Source organism: Novosphingobium sp. AP12 (assembly GCF_000281975.1).
Lineage (GTDB): Bacteria > Pseudomonadota > Alphaproteobacteria > Sphingomonadales > Sphingomonadaceae > Novosphingobium.
In genome coordinates this window covers 33,770-48,809 of record NZ_AKKE01000047.1, presented here as the reverse complement: position 1 = coordinate 48,809, position 15,040 = coordinate 33,770, and the positions used below count along the sequence as shown (strand labels likewise).

General features: G+C 68.8%; 11 protein-coding genes. 3 read left to right on the top strand and 8 right to left on the bottom strand.

All coding sequences use genetic code 11. The annotated features are described in order from the left end of the window. Positions 1–282 precede the first annotated feature (282 nt). Positions 283–5,049, top strand: a complete 4,767-nt coding sequence (locus PMI02_RS08665) for an NAD-glutamate dehydrogenase domain-containing protein (RefSeq protein ID WP_007681611.1) — start codon at positions 283–285, stop codon at positions 5,047–5,049. A 38-nt stretch (positions 5,050–5,087) separates the two neighbouring features. Here the strand turns inward: PMI02_RS08665 and PMI02_RS08660 are convergent, their stop codons facing one another. After that, a complete protein-coding gene (locus PMI02_RS08660) occupies positions 5,088–5,549 on the bottom strand; it encodes an Lrp/AsnC family transcriptional regulator (RefSeq protein ID WP_007681610.1) in 462 nt (153 codons plus the stop codon). 106 nt (positions 5,550–5,655) lie between these two features. On the opposite strand from PMI02_RS08660, the gene phhA reads away from it, so the two are divergent. Both phhA and hppD read left to right on the top strand, forming a co-directional pair. Further along, positions 5,656–6,513 carry a phenylalanine 4-monooxygenase gene (gene phhA / locus PMI02_RS08655; RefSeq protein WP_036503016.1) on the top strand — a complete coding sequence of 286 codons (858 nt, stop codon included), beginning with the start codon at positions 5,656–5,658 and terminating at the stop codon, positions 6,511–6,513. Beyond that, positions 6,510–7,622 (top strand): 4-hydroxyphenylpyruvate dioxygenase, encoded by a 1,113-nt coding sequence (gene hppD, locus PMI02_RS08650; RefSeq protein WP_007681598.1) that lies wholly within the window; start codon positions 6,510–6,512, stop codon positions 7,620–7,622. Before phhA ends, hppD begins: the two co-directional genes overlap by 4 nt. A 39-nt stretch (positions 7,623–7,661) precedes the next feature. Here hppD and PMI02_RS08645 read toward each other — a convergent pair whose 3' ends face one another. From PMI02_RS08645 to PMI02_RS08615, 7 genes are all read right to left on the bottom strand, one after another. Then, positions 7,662–8,123, bottom strand: a complete 462-nt coding sequence (locus PMI02_RS08645; protein ID WP_007681595.1) for a nuclear transport factor 2 family protein — start codon at positions 8,121–8,123, stop codon at positions 7,662–7,664. 51 nt (positions 8,124–8,174) lie between these two features. Next, the gene (locus tag PMI02_RS08640; protein WP_238539036.1) at positions 8,175–8,894 is read right to left on the bottom strand and encodes an HAD family phosphatase; all 720 of its coding nucleotides are present in this window, start codon (positions 8,892–8,894) and stop codon (positions 8,175–8,177) included. A gap of 66 nt (positions 8,895–8,960) precedes the next feature. Beyond that, on the bottom strand, positions 8,961–10,223 hold the full coding sequence (locus PMI02_RS08635) for an N-succinylarginine dihydrolase (RefSeq protein ID WP_007681591.1): 1,263 nt from the start codon (positions 10,221–10,223) through the stop codon (positions 8,961–8,963). A 46-nt stretch (positions 10,224–10,269) separates the two neighbouring features. Next, complete coding sequence (locus tag PMI02_RS08630; RefSeq protein WP_007681588.1) at positions 10,270–11,277, bottom strand: arginine N-succinyltransferase; 1,008 nt, start codon at positions 11,275–11,277, stop codon at positions 10,270–10,272. Beyond that, positions 11,274–12,479 carry a hydrolase gene (locus tag PMI02_RS08625; protein WP_007681586.1) on the bottom strand — a complete coding sequence of 402 codons (1,206 nt, stop codon included), beginning with the start codon at positions 12,477–12,479 and terminating at the stop codon, positions 11,274–11,276. Before PMI02_RS08625 ends, PMI02_RS08630 begins: the two co-directional genes overlap by 4 nt. Next, positions 12,476–13,903, bottom strand: coding sequence for a succinylglutamate-semialdehyde dehydrogenase (astD, locus tag PMI02_RS08620; protein ID WP_007681584.1), 1,428 nt, complete (start codon positions 13,901–13,903; stop codon positions 12,476–12,478). Before astD ends, PMI02_RS08625 begins: the two co-directional genes overlap by 4 nt. A gap of 2 nt (positions 13,904–13,905) precedes the next feature. Next, positions 13,906–14,937, bottom strand: a complete 1,032-nt coding sequence (locus tag PMI02_RS08615) for a 2-oxoadipate dioxygenase/decarboxylase family protein (protein WP_007681582.1) — start codon at positions 14,935–14,937, stop codon at positions 13,906–13,908. Positions 14,938–15,040: the final 103 nt, after the last annotated feature.

The following is a 15,040-nucleotide window of genomic DNA, read 5'->3' as shown; positions in this document are numbered from 1 at the left end:
CGCCGAGGCGAGTGCGCCAAAACAACTTGCGCGACCTTGAACTAATGTTGCGTGTCAAGGGTGTTGTGTTACAAGCGCGGCGAATCGATTTGACGAAGGCGCTGCCCTTCGGGTCGCACCAGCGGGCGCAGCATGAATATGACGGTCCCGTCCGATACCGGGTAAATTCCTCGGACGGATGGGTGCATATCGTTAGCGTGGGCCTATATGGTCACAGCGCCGCAGTCCCGACGCAGAAGCGGGATACGACCGAAAACATAAATCGACGATCGCGGAGAATGTATGAGCGCAGGCGAACTGTCCGTCCCCGGCAAGGCCCGGACCTCCAAGAAGCGGGGGGCGCAGGCGGCCACCGTGTTGCACGAGGCGATCGTCGAGCACCTGAAGGGGGCGCTGCTCCCCGGGGAGAGCGTCGTCTCCGGTGACAATGCCGATGCCTGGACCGACGAGGCCGCGCGCTTCCTGCTATCCGCCGCCCAGACCCGCACCGTGGGTGAGCCCACGGTCGAACTGGCCTCCGCCAGCGAGGAACGGCGCCTGCTGCGCATCGCGCTCGTCAACGACGACATGCCGTTCCTGGTCGACTCGGTCGCGGCGGCGGTGGCCGATGCGGGCCTCGTCATCGACCGGCTGGTCCACCCCGTCGTCCCTGTCCAGCGCGACGCCAAGGGCAAGCTGACCGGCCTGCCGGAAGATGCCGCCGAAGCTACGGGCCGCGAATCGATGATCTACATCGAGACCGCGCGCGTCGATGCCCGACAGCGCCGCGAACTGCTGCGCTCGCTCGAAACCACGCTGGCAGACGTGCGCGCGGCCGTCGCCGACTGGCCGCGCATGGTCGAGGCGATGCGCGCCGACGCCGAGCGGGTCGAGGACAAGGAAGGCGCCGAACTCCTGCGCTGGTTCGCGGGCGGAATGCTCACGCAGCTGGGGCACGTCACGCGCGGACGCGACGGCAGCCGGACCGACTGTCTCGGCGTCTGCCGGCTCGACAAGAACGACGTGCTTTCCGACGCCAGCTACGAGCGCGCCTTCGCGGCCTTCGACGCGCAGCTGGCGGCTGGTCCGGTCCATGCGCCGATGGCGATCAAGGCCAACCGCATCGCCACCGTCCACCGCCGCGTCCCGCTCGACCTGTTCCTGGTGCCGGTGATCGAGGGCGGCAAGGTGGCGGCGCTGTCGGTCCACGCGGGCATGTGGACCAGCGCCGCGCTCGCCGCCACGCCGGACCGCGTGCCGCGCCTGCGCGGGCAGCTTACCGCGTTCTCGCAGCGGCTGGAACTCGACCCCACCGGCCACACCGGAAAGGCGCTGGCGCATGCGCTGACCAGCCTGCCGCATGACCTCGTGATCGGGCTCGGCGAGGCCGACGTCGAGCGGCTGGCGATGACCATGACCGGCCTCGTCGACCGGCCGCGCCCGCGTGTGCTGATCGCGCGTTCGCCGCTGATGCGGCACATCTTCGCCTTCGTGTGGCTGCCGCGCGACATGCTCTCAACCCAGGTCCAGCGCCGTATCCAGGCGATGATCGAGGACGCGGCCGACGCTCCGACGCTCGACTGGAGCCTGCAGGTGGAGGCGGGCAACCTCGCCATGCTGCGCTACACGCTCGACGTGCGCGAGGGGAACCACGAGCCGTCCGAGGCCGATCTCGACCACGAATTGCAGGTCATGCTGCGCGGCTGGACCGAGGCGGTCGAGGTGGCGCTGGCGACCACGCTGGAGCCGGGGCGCGCCGCCGCCGTCGCCGGGCGCTACGCCGAGGCGTTCCCCATGGGCTACCGCAGCGACTACGGCGCCGCCGAAGCCGCGCTCGACATCACCCACATGCGCCGCATCGCCGTGGGCGAAGCCGCCGAAGCCGGCGCCAACCACCGCGACGTGCGCCTCTACTCGCGCGAGGGTGACGCGGCGGGCCAGCTGCGGCTCAAGGTCTATCAGGCCGAGGGCGGGTTGCCATTGTCCGATGCCGTCCCGGGGCTGGAGAACTTCGGTTTCCGCGTCCTCGCCGAAATCCCGACTCCGTTGGAGAAGGGGAAGCTGGGCACGATCCACGACTTCACGCTCGAGCTGGGCGCGGGCCGTCCCGCCCACGACGTGCTCGAACTGGCGCCGATGATCGAGGACGCCATGCGCTGCGTCCTCAACGGTGCGGCCGAGAACGACGCCTTCAACCGCCTCGTCCCGGGGCTGGGCCTCACCAGCACGCAGGCCAACTGGCTGCGCGCCTGGTATCGCTACTTGCGGCAGGCCGGCACGCACCTGGGCATTCCCACCGTGGTCGATGCCCTGCAGGGTGCGCCGGCAGTGACACGCGCGATCGTCGATCTGTTCCGCGCCATCCACGATCCCGCATTCGAGGGCGACCGTGCCGCCGCCCGCAAGGACGCCGAGGAGGCGATCCGCACCGGCCTCGCCGGCGTGAGCGCGCTCAACGACGACCGCCTGCTGCGCGGCTTCCGCGACATCGTGCTCGCCATGCTGCGCACCAATGCCTTCGCTCCGGCGGGCGCTGTGGCATTGGCCTTCAAGTTCGATTCCGCACTGGTTCCGGGCCTGCCCAAGCCGGTGCCGTGGCGTGAGATCTTCGTCTATTCGCCGCGCGTCGAGGGCATCCACCTGCGCGCCGGCCCGATCGCACGCGGCGGGCTTCGCTGGTCCGACCGCCGCGACGACTTCCGCGTCGAGATCCTCGGCCTGATGAAGGCGCAGCGCGTCAAGAACGCGGTGATCGTGCCGACCGGCGCCAAGGGCGGCTTCTATCCCAAGCAGCTTCCCGACCCCGCCCGAGACCGCGCCGCCTGGGCGGCCGAGGGCCAGGCCAGCTACGAGGTCTTCGTCGACACGCTGCTGTCGATCACCGACAACATCGTCGCCGACAAGGTGGTCCACCCCGAGGGCGTGACCGTGCTCGACGGCGAGGACCCGTACTTCGTCGTCGCCGCCGACAAGGGTACAGCCAAGTTCTCCGACGTCGCCAACGGCATCGCCGAACGCCGCCAGTTCTGGCTCGACGACGCCTTCGCCAGCGGCGGCTCGAACGGCTACGACCACAAGGCGATGGGCATCACGGCGAAGGGCGCGTGGCTGTCGGTGCAGCGCCACTTCCTCGAACTCGGCGTCGACGTGCAGGTCGATCCGGTGCGCGTCGTCGGCTGCGGCGACATGTCGGGCGACGTGTTCGGCAACGGCATGCTGCTGTCGAAGTCGCTCAAACTGGTAGCCGCCTTCGACCACCGCCACATCTTCCTCGACCCCGATCCGGACCAGGCGAAGAGCTGGGAGGAACGCCAGCGGCTGGTCGACCTGCCGGTCTCCAGCTGGGACGACTACGACAAGGCACTGATTTCCAAGGGCGGCGGCGTGTTCCCGCGCAAGCTCAAGTCGATCCCGCTGAGCGATGAGATCCGCGCGGCGCTCGGCATCGACGCGAAGGAGATCGACCCGGACTCGCTCATCACCGCGATCCTCAGCGCGCCGGTCGACCTGCTGTGGTTCGGCGGCATCGGCACCTACGTCAAGGCCTCGGCCGAGAACAACGTCCAGGTCGGCGATCCCACCAACGACGCGCTGCGCATCAGCGGTAACGAAGTGCGCGCGCGCGTCATCGGCGAAGGTGCGAACCTTGGCGTCACGCAGGCCGGGCGCATCGAGTTTGCCGAAAAAGGCAGTGACGGACGCGGCGGGCGCATCAACGCCGACTTCATCGACAATTCGGCGGGCGTCGACTGCTCGGACAACGAGGTCAACATCAAGATCGCGCTCGCCGCCGCCCGGCGCGCAGGCAAGCTGACCGAGCCGGGCCGCGTCGAACTGCTGCGCTCGATGACCGACGACGTCGCCGCGCTGGTGCTCGAGGACAACCGGCTCCAGGCGCTCGCGCTTTCGATCGCCGAGCGCGGGGGGGCGCAGGTCATGCCCTCGCAGATCCGCCTGATCGAGACGATGGAGGAGGGCGGCCACCTTGACCGCCGGACCGAGGGACTGGCCGACAACGACGTGCTGGCGCGCCGCGCGCAGGACGGGCGGGGGCTGACCCGGCCCGAACTGGCGGTGCTGCTTTCCAGCGGCAAGCTGGTGCTGCAGGCGGCGATCGAGGACAGCGACCTGCCCTCCGATCCCAGCCTCACCGACATGCTCATCGATGCCTTCCCCGAGGCGATGCAGAAGAAATACGCGCGCTTCATCAAGGGCCACCGCCTGGCGCGCGAGATCATCGCCACCAAGCTCGCCAACCGCATCGTCAACCGCCTCGGCATCGTCACGCCGTTCGAACTGGCCGAGGAGGAAGGCGCGCATCTCGCGCAGATCGCTGCCGCCTTCGCGCTGGCGGACCGGCTGTTCGGGCTCGACGCGCTTTGGGAGCGGCTCGAGGTCGCGCCCATGGCCGAGCCCGCGCGCGTGGCGCTGTTCGACATGGTCGCAAATGCCGTGCGCGGCCACATGGCCGACCTGCTGCGCGCCGGCGCGGGCCGCATCGCCCCGTCCGAACTCGCCGCGAAGCTGGAGAAGGGCATCGCCGCGCTCTCGACCGATACGGTCGAACTGCTGGGCGAGCGGACCCTGGCGCACTCGCGCAAGCTGCGCGCCGGTCTCACCGAACTCGGTGCTCCCGATGACGTCGCGGCCGAAGTGGGCAACCTGTTCGACCTCGACGGCGCTGTGGGCATCGCCGCGCTGGCGGCCGAGACGGGCATCGCCCCGCGCCGGCTGGTCAATGCCTTCACCCGCGTCGGGGCTGGCCTCGGCCTCGACTGGGCGCAGGCGAGCGCGGCGATGATGAGCCCGTCGGACCCGTGGGAGCGCCTGCTCGTCGCCGGCCTCGCGCGCGATTTCCAGCAGATGCGCCTCGACTTCCTGCGCGGCATCGCCCGCACCAAGGCCGGCAAGAACGATCCGCTCGCGGCGACCGAGGCATGGGGCCGCGAACACATGAGCGCGATCAACGCCTTCCGCGCCATCGTCCACCGCGCCGAGCACGCGGTTGCGGTGACCCCGGCGATGCTGGCGCAGATCGCCAGTCAGGCGCGCAACCTGCTGGGGCGGTGACGTGACGTGCCGTCCCCGGCCCGGCCGGGGACGGCGCCTCAATCCAGTGGCACTGCGCGTTGTTCCTTCACCGTCTCCAGCACGATGATCGACTTCACATCGCGCACCCCGGGGATGCGCAGCAGCGTCCGCAGCGTGATCTGCGAGAGGTGCTCGACGTTGCGCGCCATCACCCGCACCAGATAGTCCATGTCGCCGGTCACCGCATGGCAGGCGATGACGTGCGGGTTATCGGCGATGGCCTGCTCGAAGCGCGCGATGTTCTCGTCGATATGCGCGACGAGGTTGATGAGCACGTAGGCTTCCAGCTCGAAGCCGAGCTTGCGGGGGTCAAGCACCGGCGCGTAGCCCCGGATCACGCCTTCGTCCTCCAGCCGCTTGATCCGGCGGCTGACCGGCGTGGCCGACAGCGCGACGCGCTCGGCCACCTGCGCGACGGGCATGCGCGCGTCCTCCTGCAGAGCGGCGATGATCCCGCGGTCAAATTCGTCCAGCTGCACGGATTGCCTCATTCGGGTCGGTGAATTGGTGAATTCCGCCAATAGCAGCTTTCACACCTGCCACAATCGCACGGAACTGACGATCCGGCTGTGGTATTCTCCTCCCATGAAGAAGCCTGCCACGCAGACCTCCAGCAGCGACCTCAGGGGCGAGTACGAAGGCGCAGCCGACGACTACACCGTCGCGCAGGACTGGCACGCCTACACCCCCGAAATGCACGACCGCTGGCGCCGCCTCTTCGCGCGCCAGTCCGCGCTGGTCCGCACCCACGCCTGCGCCTCGTTCCGCGAAGGGCTCGCCCGGCTCGACTGTGCCGACGGCATCCCCCGCTTCGAGGACGCCAATGTCATTCTAGGTGCGGCCACGGGATGGCAGCTGGTCACGGTGCCCGGCTTCATTCCCGACGCGGTGTTCTTCGACCACCTCGCCCACCGCCGCTTCCCGGTGACCCGCTGGCTGCGCGAGGAGCACGAGCTGGACTACCTCGTCGAGCCCGACGTGTTCCACGACTTCTTCGGCCACGTTCCGATGCTGCTCGACCCCGCGATCGCTGATTTCCTAGAGCTTTACGGCAAGGCCGGGGAACGGGCGATGGCCATGGACGCGCTCGACATGCTGGCGCGCATCTACTGGTACACGATCGAGTTCGGGCTGGTGCGCGAGGGCGGCGAGCTCAAGGTGTTCGGCGCCGGCATCATCTCCTCCGCGGGCGAGACGCGTTATTCGATAGAGGACGGCGAGGTCCTGCGCCTGCCGTTCGACCCGGTGCGCGTCATGCGCACGGGTTACATGATCGACAGTTTCCAGAAGACTTACTTCGTCCTCGAAAGCCTGCCGCAGCTGATCGAGGCGCTCGTCGGGCTCGATTTCGGGCCCGTCTACCAAACCTGGCGCAACCATGCGCCGCTGCCCGCCGGCCAGACACTGCCGGGCGAGATACCTATGACCGGAGCACGCGCATGACCGACCTTTTCGACAATCCCATCGGCCTCGACGGTTTCGAGTTCGTGGAATTTTCCGCCCCGGAAAAGGGCGTGCTCGAGCCGGTCTTCACCGCCATGGGCTTTACCCTGATCGCTCGCCACCGCTCCAAGGACGTGGAACTGTGGCGTCAGGGCTCGATCAACTTCATCACCAACTACGAGCCCGGCAGTCCGGCGTGGTTCTTCAGCCGCGAGCATGGCCCCTCGGCCTGCGGCATGGGTTTCCGCGTCCGTGACGCGCGCGCTGCCTATGCCGAACTGCTCGCCCGCTCGGCCGAGCCGGTGCAGGTCGCGACCGGCCCGATGGAACTGCACCTCCCGGGTATCCGCGGCATCGGCAACTCGATCATCTATTTGATCGACCGCTACGAGCGAGACGGCGACGGAGCGCTGTCGATCTACGACATCGACTTCGAATACCTGCCGGGCGTCGATCGCCACCCCGTCGGCGCCGGCTTCGAACTGATCGACCACCTGACCCACAACGTCTACGGCGGCCGCATGGCCTACTGGGCGGACTACTACGAGAAGCTCTTCAACTTCCGCGAGATCCGCTACTTCGACATCAAGGGCGAATACACCGGCCTCACCTCCAAGGCGCTGACCGCGCCGGACGGCAAGATCCGCATCCCGCTCAACGAGGAAGCCGACGGCGGCAAGGGCCAGATCGACGAGTTCCTGCGCGCCTTCAACGGTGAGGGGATCCAGCACATCGCCCTCATCTGCGACGACCTCGTTGCCGCCTGGGACCGGCTGAAAGCGCTGGGCGTGCCGTTCATGACCGCGCCGCCCGAGACTTACTACGAGATGCTGGACGAGCGCCTGCCGGGCCACGGCGAGCCCGCCGATGAGCTCAAGGCTCGCGGCATCCTGCTCGACGGGACGACGGGTGAGGGGCAGCCGCGCCTCCTCCTCCAGATCTTCGCCGAAGCCAAGGTCGGACCGGTGTTCTTCGAATTCATCCAGCGCAAGGGCGACGACGGCTTCGGCAACGGCAACTTCAAGGCGCTGTTCGAGAGCATGGAGCGCGACCAGGTCCGCCGCGGCGTGCTCAAGGTCGAGCCGAAAGAGTCCGAACCGGCGGAGTGAGGGCCCGGGTCCGGTCGGGACGCGGCACACGCGCCTTGATCAGGAGACCGGCCTGTCCGAACTCCAGCCGTCGAGGGCGACGCGCCACTTGCCGTCCTTGCCCTTGCGGAACACGTTGATGCCCTTGCCGACGTCGGTGATGACCGTGCCGGTGACCTTGTCGGTGTCGGCGACCTTGTAGGTGTAGCGTTCGAAGGCCCAGTCGCCCGCGACGGTGAAGCCCAGCGACGTCTTCTCCCACTTCGTCCGGTAAGTGGCGAGATAGCTCCTGACCCACTCGCCCACCGCCGCCTTGCCGACCACCTCCGGGGCGCCGGGTGCCTGATAAACCACGTCGTCGGTGAGGTCTGCCAGCAGCGTGTCGGCGTCGTTGCTGTTGATGGCGGCGACGTATGTGTCGTGGGCGAGTCTCTCGATCGCCTCGGTCGCGGAAGGGGCGGCGCTGCAGCTTCCGGTCAGGGCCAGGAGCGCGGCCAGCGCGGCGCGGCGGATCAGGCGCATCGTCGATATCCCCTCGTTGTCGCTAACGAGGGTTTCACGAAGCGGGGAGGGCTACAATTCTGAGTTTTCGGTCCGTGCCAACAGCAGGTCACGCAGGTCCGAGAGACTGGGCAGGACCTTGGCGGCAACCAGCGTCTGCTCCTCGGTCGCGGGAAGCAGGTCGGGTACCATGACGGTGGCGATGCCCGCCGCCACGGACGAGCGCACGCCCGCGTAGCTGTCCTCCACCGCCACGCAGTCGGCCGGATCGACGCCGAGGCGCTTGGCGGCGAGCAGGTAGGGTTCGGGATGCGGCTTGGCGTGGGTCACGTCGCTGCGGGTCACCACCACGTCGAAGTAATCGAGCAGTCCCGCCTGCGCGAGCCGGGCCTGCGCCTTGCCGCCCTGGGTCGAGGTGCAGAGCGCGAGGCTCACGCCGGTATCGCGGAAGTGGTCGAGGATGAGCCGGGCGCCGGGACGCAGCGGCAGTCCGGCATCGACCGCCGCTTCGAACAATACGTCTGAATCAGCGTAGAACTGTGCGAGCGGGAAGTCGGGCCCAAGCCGGTTGGCCAGCATGACCTGGTTCAGGTCGCGGGATATTCCCACCATGCTGTCGAGGATTTCGTGCGAAAGCGGCCATCCCAGCGCGGCGCCGGTTGCCTCGAAGGCACGGTGCTGCGCGGCCTCGGTCTCCAGCAGAGTGCCGTCCATGTCGAAGATGACCGCGCGGATCGGGTCGGGAAGGACGGGCGTGCGGAGGGGAGGAGCAATGGTGGCCATGGTTTCCATATGACGACTGGTTGTGGAGGAACCATTGCAAAAAAACGAACCGCCGTCCGGTTTCGCGCATGTGGCTCAGAATTCCGCGCGGTTCAGTTCCGAAAGTCCGAGTTCCACGCAGAGCTCGGCGCGTGCTTCCACGCAGGTACGCCAGAGCGCGGGATCGGCGAGGCCCTCCACCGCGATGCGCTCGGGCCAAAGGCGCGTTACCAGCGCTTCGATGAGGTCCAGCTTGTCGGGCGTGGCCATGAACCGCGGGTCGATGGTGGCGGGATCGGCGACTACCCGCAGGCGCAGGCAGGCCGGGCCGCCGCCGTTCGCCATGGACTCGCGCAGGTCGTGGACGAACAGGTGGCGGATCGGGCCATTTCCGCCGACGTGGGCCTCCAGCCACTGCCACACTGAGGGCGTTTCGCGCGCTTCCTGTGGCAGGACCAATGCCATCTCGCCCGAAGGCAGCGTGACCAGCTGGGCGTTGAAAAGGTACGACGAGATCGCGTCTGCAAGGCTGACGGCGGCGGCGGGGACCTCGACGATCTCGACCTCGGGCAGCTTGGCGCGAAGCTCGGCATAGAAACCCTCGCGGTCGGCGAAGGCGAGTTCGTGGGTGAACAGCACGCGTTCGTTGGCGACGGCCACGACATCGTTATGGAACGCGCCCGCGGCGATCGCCTCGTCGGACTGGCGCGCGAAGACGGTGCGGTCCGGCGACAAGCCGTGGATGCGGGCGACGGCCTCGCTGGCTTCGCGGTGCTGGCGGGCGGGGAAGGGGCCGCCGGCCTGTCCGTAGACGAAGACCTCGATGCCCGGCGCGGCGTGGCCCGCGCACAGGCGCATGTGATTGGCCGCACCCTCGTCGCCGAAGGGGGCGGGGACCGGCGCGTGGAGGGCGAAGTGCTGGGCGGAGGCGAAGGCGATCTGCAACTGCGCCAGCGTCTCGCGCCATTCGTGGCTGCGGTGGGGCATCGTCACGAGGTTGGCGGCGGTCAGGTGGCAGCGTCCGTCGGCGGTGTCGGGCGCGGGCGAGACGGTGGCGGCATTGGCGGCCCACATCGACGAGGCGGACGTGGCATTGGCGCGCAGCGTCGGGCTTGCGGCCTCGGGCGTGGTACCAAGCTGCCGGAGCCAGCCTTCATCGGGGCGACGCTGGGGTAGGAGGAACCCCTGCGCCAGCCCGCGATCGAGGTTGGCGCGCATCTTGGCGAGACCCTGCAGCGCGGCCGCGCGCGGAGCCGACACCTTGCCGAAGTTCCGGGCCGAGGCGAGGTTGCCCAGGCTCAGCCCGGCGTAGTTGTGGCTGGGGCCGACGATCCCGTCGAAGTTGATCTCGGTGAGCATGGGGTGAGCCTATGACAGTGAGGTGATTGCGGCAATTCGGCCGGGCTTAGGCCGGGGCGTAAGTGATGGCATCGCCCGCGCCGATGCCCAGCAGCCCGGCGGCCGCTTCGTCGATCGTGCCGTCCTCTCTCACGCTGCCGAGGCAGGCGCGAAAGTCCGCCAGCCGTCCGGTCGCGATGAGGTGCGTGGCCTCGGCCGGCCCCGGCGCCACCGCTGAAACCGTCGCCGTCCGCGCGTCCTGTATGGTGCGGATTTGATCGGTGCGGGCGATCATGGTGGGGCCGCCGTCGAAGATGTCGACGTAGTTCTGGAAGGCGAAGCCCTCGCTCTCCAGCATCCGCATCGCCGGGCGGCCCGAGTAGTGCGGCTGCCCCATCACCTGCCGCGCGGCTTCGGAAAGTAGTGCGGTATAGATGGGATGCTTGGGCATGAGGTCGGCGATGAACTGGTTGCCGTGGGTGCCGTTGAACTCGTCGGCGTCGCGGAAGCTCATGTCGAAGAAGCGGCCCGCGAGGCCGTCCCAGAACGGCGAGTTGCCGGCATCGTCGATGGCGCCGCGCAGTTCGGCGAGGGTCATCTCGCCAAAGCGCTGGCGGTGCATGGCGATGAACAGGTAGCGACTGCGGGCGAGCAGCTTGCCCACGCCCGCGGACCGTTCGGTGGCGTCGAGATACAGGCCGCCGACCTCGCTGGCGCCGTCGAGGTCAGTGCAGAGGGTCAGCATCTCGGCGCGGAAGGTGCGGTCGAGCTCCTTGGAATGCTGGGTGATGCGCCCGATCCGGTAGGAGTAGAACGGCAGTTCGGTGCCTACCTGCGAGAACGCCTGGCAGGTGCCGCGGACCTTGCCGTCGGTAGTGTCCTCGAGGATGAAGACGAACAGGTCGTTCGTGATCTGGCCGTCGTCGCGGGCGAAGCTCTTGGCGGCGCGCTCCAGCTTGGCCTGCAGCGTCGGGCGGTCTGGCGGCAGGTTGGTGAAGCCGCCGCCGGTGCCCTTGGCCATGCGGTAGAGCGATTCGAGGTCCTTCTCGCGCGCGGTTCGGAGCAGGAAGGTCATGCGGCGGGCACTCCATGCCGGTCGATGCGGTGCATCACGAGAGCTGTGAGGCGGGCGCGGGCGTCGAGGGAATGGGCGATCAGGAACTCCTGCGGCGAATGGATCGAACCGCCCAGCGCGCCCATCGTGTCGAGCACCGGGACCCCGCAGGCGGCGATGTTGTTGCCGTCGCACACCCCACCGGTGTCCTGCCAGCGCATCGGCTGGTCGAGGTCGGCGGCGGCCTGGCTGACGAGGCCGAACAGCGCCTCCGTGCGAGGCGTGATCGGCTTGGGAGGGCGCGAGACGTGGCCGTGGACGTGGACCTGCACGTCGTGCGCGGCGCTCACTTCGGCGACGGCGTTGTCGATGAGGGCGCGCGCGGCCTCGGCCTGTTCCGGCGTGCGTGGTCGCAGGTTGAAGTGCAGGATCGCGAGGTCAGGCACGGTGTTGTTCGGCGCGCCGCCCTCGATCCGGGCGGGATTGATGGTGAGGCCCTCGCGCACCCCGGCGGCGAGCCGCATCGCAAGGTCGCTCGCGGCGACGAGGGCGTTGCGGCCGTCCTGCGGGTTACGCCCGGCGTGGGCGGAGCGGCCGGTCACCACGGCGGCATAGTTGCCCGAGCCGGGCCGGGCGCGGGCCATCGAGCCATCGGGCAGCGCGGGTTCGTAAGTCAGTGCCGCCAGTTTGCCCTGGGCCAGTTCGGCGATCAGCGCGGCGGAGGAGAGCGAGCCGGTCTCTTCATCGCTGTTGATGAGCACGTCGTAGCCGAGCGTCGGCCCGCTCGCCTCGTAGGCGGCAAGGCCTGCCAGCATCAGCGCGAGACCGCCCTTCATGTCGGCGGTGCCGGGACCGTTCAGCGTGTCCTCGCCCAGCCATTCGCAGCGTTGGAACGGGTGCTCGCGGGAATACACGGTGTCCATGTGCCCGGTCAGGATCACGCGGCGCGCCGCCTGCGGGCGCACCGACACGACGAGATGGCGGCCGTGGCCGACCTCGCGCAGCTGGCCCTGCGCGTCGACTTTCTCGACCGGGGCGGGCTCGACCAGCCGCACTTCACCGGGCAGCTGCGCGAAGGCATCGGCGAGGTATCCGGCCATCGCGGCAAGGCCATCGAGGTTGCCGGTGCCGCTGTTGATCGAGGCCCATTCGAGCGTGCGCGACAGGATCGGCGCGCGCTCGACGGGGGCGAGGATGTCCTGTTCTTCGCCGGTGAGGCTCATGCCCGCAGCTTGCCGGCGAGCGCGCCGCTATTGCCGCCGGCGTCCGCTGCCTCGAAGCTGGCGACCGGATAGGCGCAGTAATCGGCGGCGTAGTAGGCGCTGGGCCGGTGGTTGCCGCTTTCGCCTAGCCCGCCGAAGGGCATCGAGCCCGCCGCGCCGGTGGTCGGGCGGTTGCGGTTGACGACGCCCGCACGGCCCTCGACGAGGAAGCGCTGCCACAGCGCGTCGTTGGCGCTGATGAGGCCGGCGGAGAGGCCGAAGCGGGTGTTGTTTGCGGCCTCGATCGCGGCGTCGAAGTCCGGCACGCGGCTGACCTGGAGGACGGGGGCGAAGATCTCTTCATCGGGGACGAAGGTGCCGGTCACGTCGAGCATCGCCGGGGTTACGAAGGCGCCGGATCGGCCTTCGACCCCGGAAAACGGGCGAATTACGCGGGCGCCGCTATCGACGAGGGCGGCGAAACTGGCCTTGGCACTTTCGGCGGCAGCGCCGGAAATCAGCGGTCCGAACCACGGTTCGGGGGTCTCGTTCCAAGCGCCGATCACGATGCGGTCGGCGATCTGGGCCACCGCATCGACCAGGGCGCTGCCGAAGGCGTTGTCCGGCACGATCAGGCGCCGGGCGCAGGAACAGCGCTGGCCGGTGGTGATGAAGGCGGACTGGACGACGACCGAGGCGGCTTCCTCCAGATCCTCGGAATCCCATGCAATCAAGGGGTTGTTGCCGCCAAGTTCCAGCGCCAGGATGACGTCGGGGCGGTCGGCGAAGGTGCGGCGGAAGTGCGCGCCCGCGCCTGCCGAGCCGGTGAACAGCAGTCCGTCGATGTGGCCGGCCAGCAGCGCCTCGCCGGTCTGGCGCGCACCCTGAATGACCTGAAACACACCTAGGGGTACATTGGCGTCCTCTAGCGCCTCGGCCCAGCACTCGGCCATGGCGGCGCCGGTCGCGGGGGTCATTTCGGAGGGTTTGAACACGACCGTATTGCCCGCGAGGAGGGCGGGGACGATGTGGCCGTTGGGCAGGTGGCCGGGGAAGTTGAACGGCCCCAGCACCGCCATGACGCCGTGCGGGCGGTGGCGCAGGACGGCCTGACCGAACGGCATGTCGCTGCGCTTCTCGCCCGCGCGCTCGGCCTGCGCGGCGATCGAGAGGCCGACCTTGCCGATCATCGAGGCGAGTTCGGTGCGCGTCTCCCACAAGGGCTTGCCGGTTTCCCGCGCTATGATCTCGGCGATCGCTTCCTTGCGGCTTTCGAGCGCTGCCCGGTAGCGTTCGGCCACGGCGACGCGCGCCTTTACCGGCAGCGCGGCCCAGGCGGGGAACGCCTTGCGGGCGCGCAGGAGGGTGGCGGAGACGGCCTCGGGTCCGGCGATTTCGCCTTCCCAGACGAGTTCGCCGCTGGCGGGATCATAGGAGCGCAGCATGGTCACATGTCTCTCGTCACGGCGAAGATGCCGGTCGCGTTGCCGCTGTCGAAGGTGAGGTCCAGCGTGCCGGTCTCGGGGTCGATATCGCGGCTGATGAATTCGTAGAACGAGCCCGGCACGTCCATCGCAGTCTCGCTGCCGCCTGCCAGGCGGAACGGGCGGGCCACCTTGTCGGCGAGGATCGCGGTCTGGCGAACGCGGCCATTGCGCGAAATCTCGACCGAGGGCTTGAGCGGGTAACCGGCGGCCTTCAGTTCCTCGGCATGGCTCTCAACGTCGGGGACGCGGGTGGTCGCGTGGTTGAAGGCGTTGCCCTCGGTGGCGATCCAGGCGCCTTCCTTGCTGTGCGCGAGCAGGTCCTGGTAATCGTCCAGCGCCGGGACCGGGTGCTGGCGGTCGAACGCACGCAGGGCGCCCCTGAGGATGACGGTGCCTTCCTCGATCGTGCAGTCGCCGTGGCGGCCGATCGAGCCCAGGGCCAGCCATTCCGCATCACCCAGCGGGTCGGTCGAGGCGCCGAACACCTTCGCGGCTGCGGCCTGCGAGGGCTGCGCAAGCTGGTCGATGTGCAGCTCGGAGACGAAGAATTGCGGCACCGTCTCGGGCAGGTCCACCTGCACGAAGGCGCGGCCGGTCATCGTCAGCGCAGGCAGCGGGTAGAGCCCGCGCACTTCGTAGCCGAGCGGCGCGAGGAAGCGCAGGAACGCGGCGTGGCCGGAGGGGAGGGCGCCCGTCTCGCCGTCGATCGTGCGCAGGGCGCCGTGATCGAAGACGATGGGCTCGCCCCTGGCGCGCATCTCCGAGACATAGCGCGCGGCGGTCGGCACCCGGTCCAGCAGGTCGAGGAACAGTGCGGCGTTGAGCGCCATCGCCACTTGCGCACGGCTGGCGCGGTCGGCGTCGCCGCCCAGTGCCGGGTCGATGGAGAGCGTGGCCAGCACCCATTCGGCGCGCTCCTCGCCAACGATCGGCGTGAGCAGTTCGTGTAGCGTTTTTAGGCTTTCCGCAGCGTCGCTGGAGGCCGAGGCCATTGCACCCTCGTTGTAAAATTATTGCGTGAGCAGGAAACATAGGAAAGCGGGACCGGGAAGTCCATCGTAGCGAACCCGGCGGTTTTGGCGTGGGCGCGTCGCC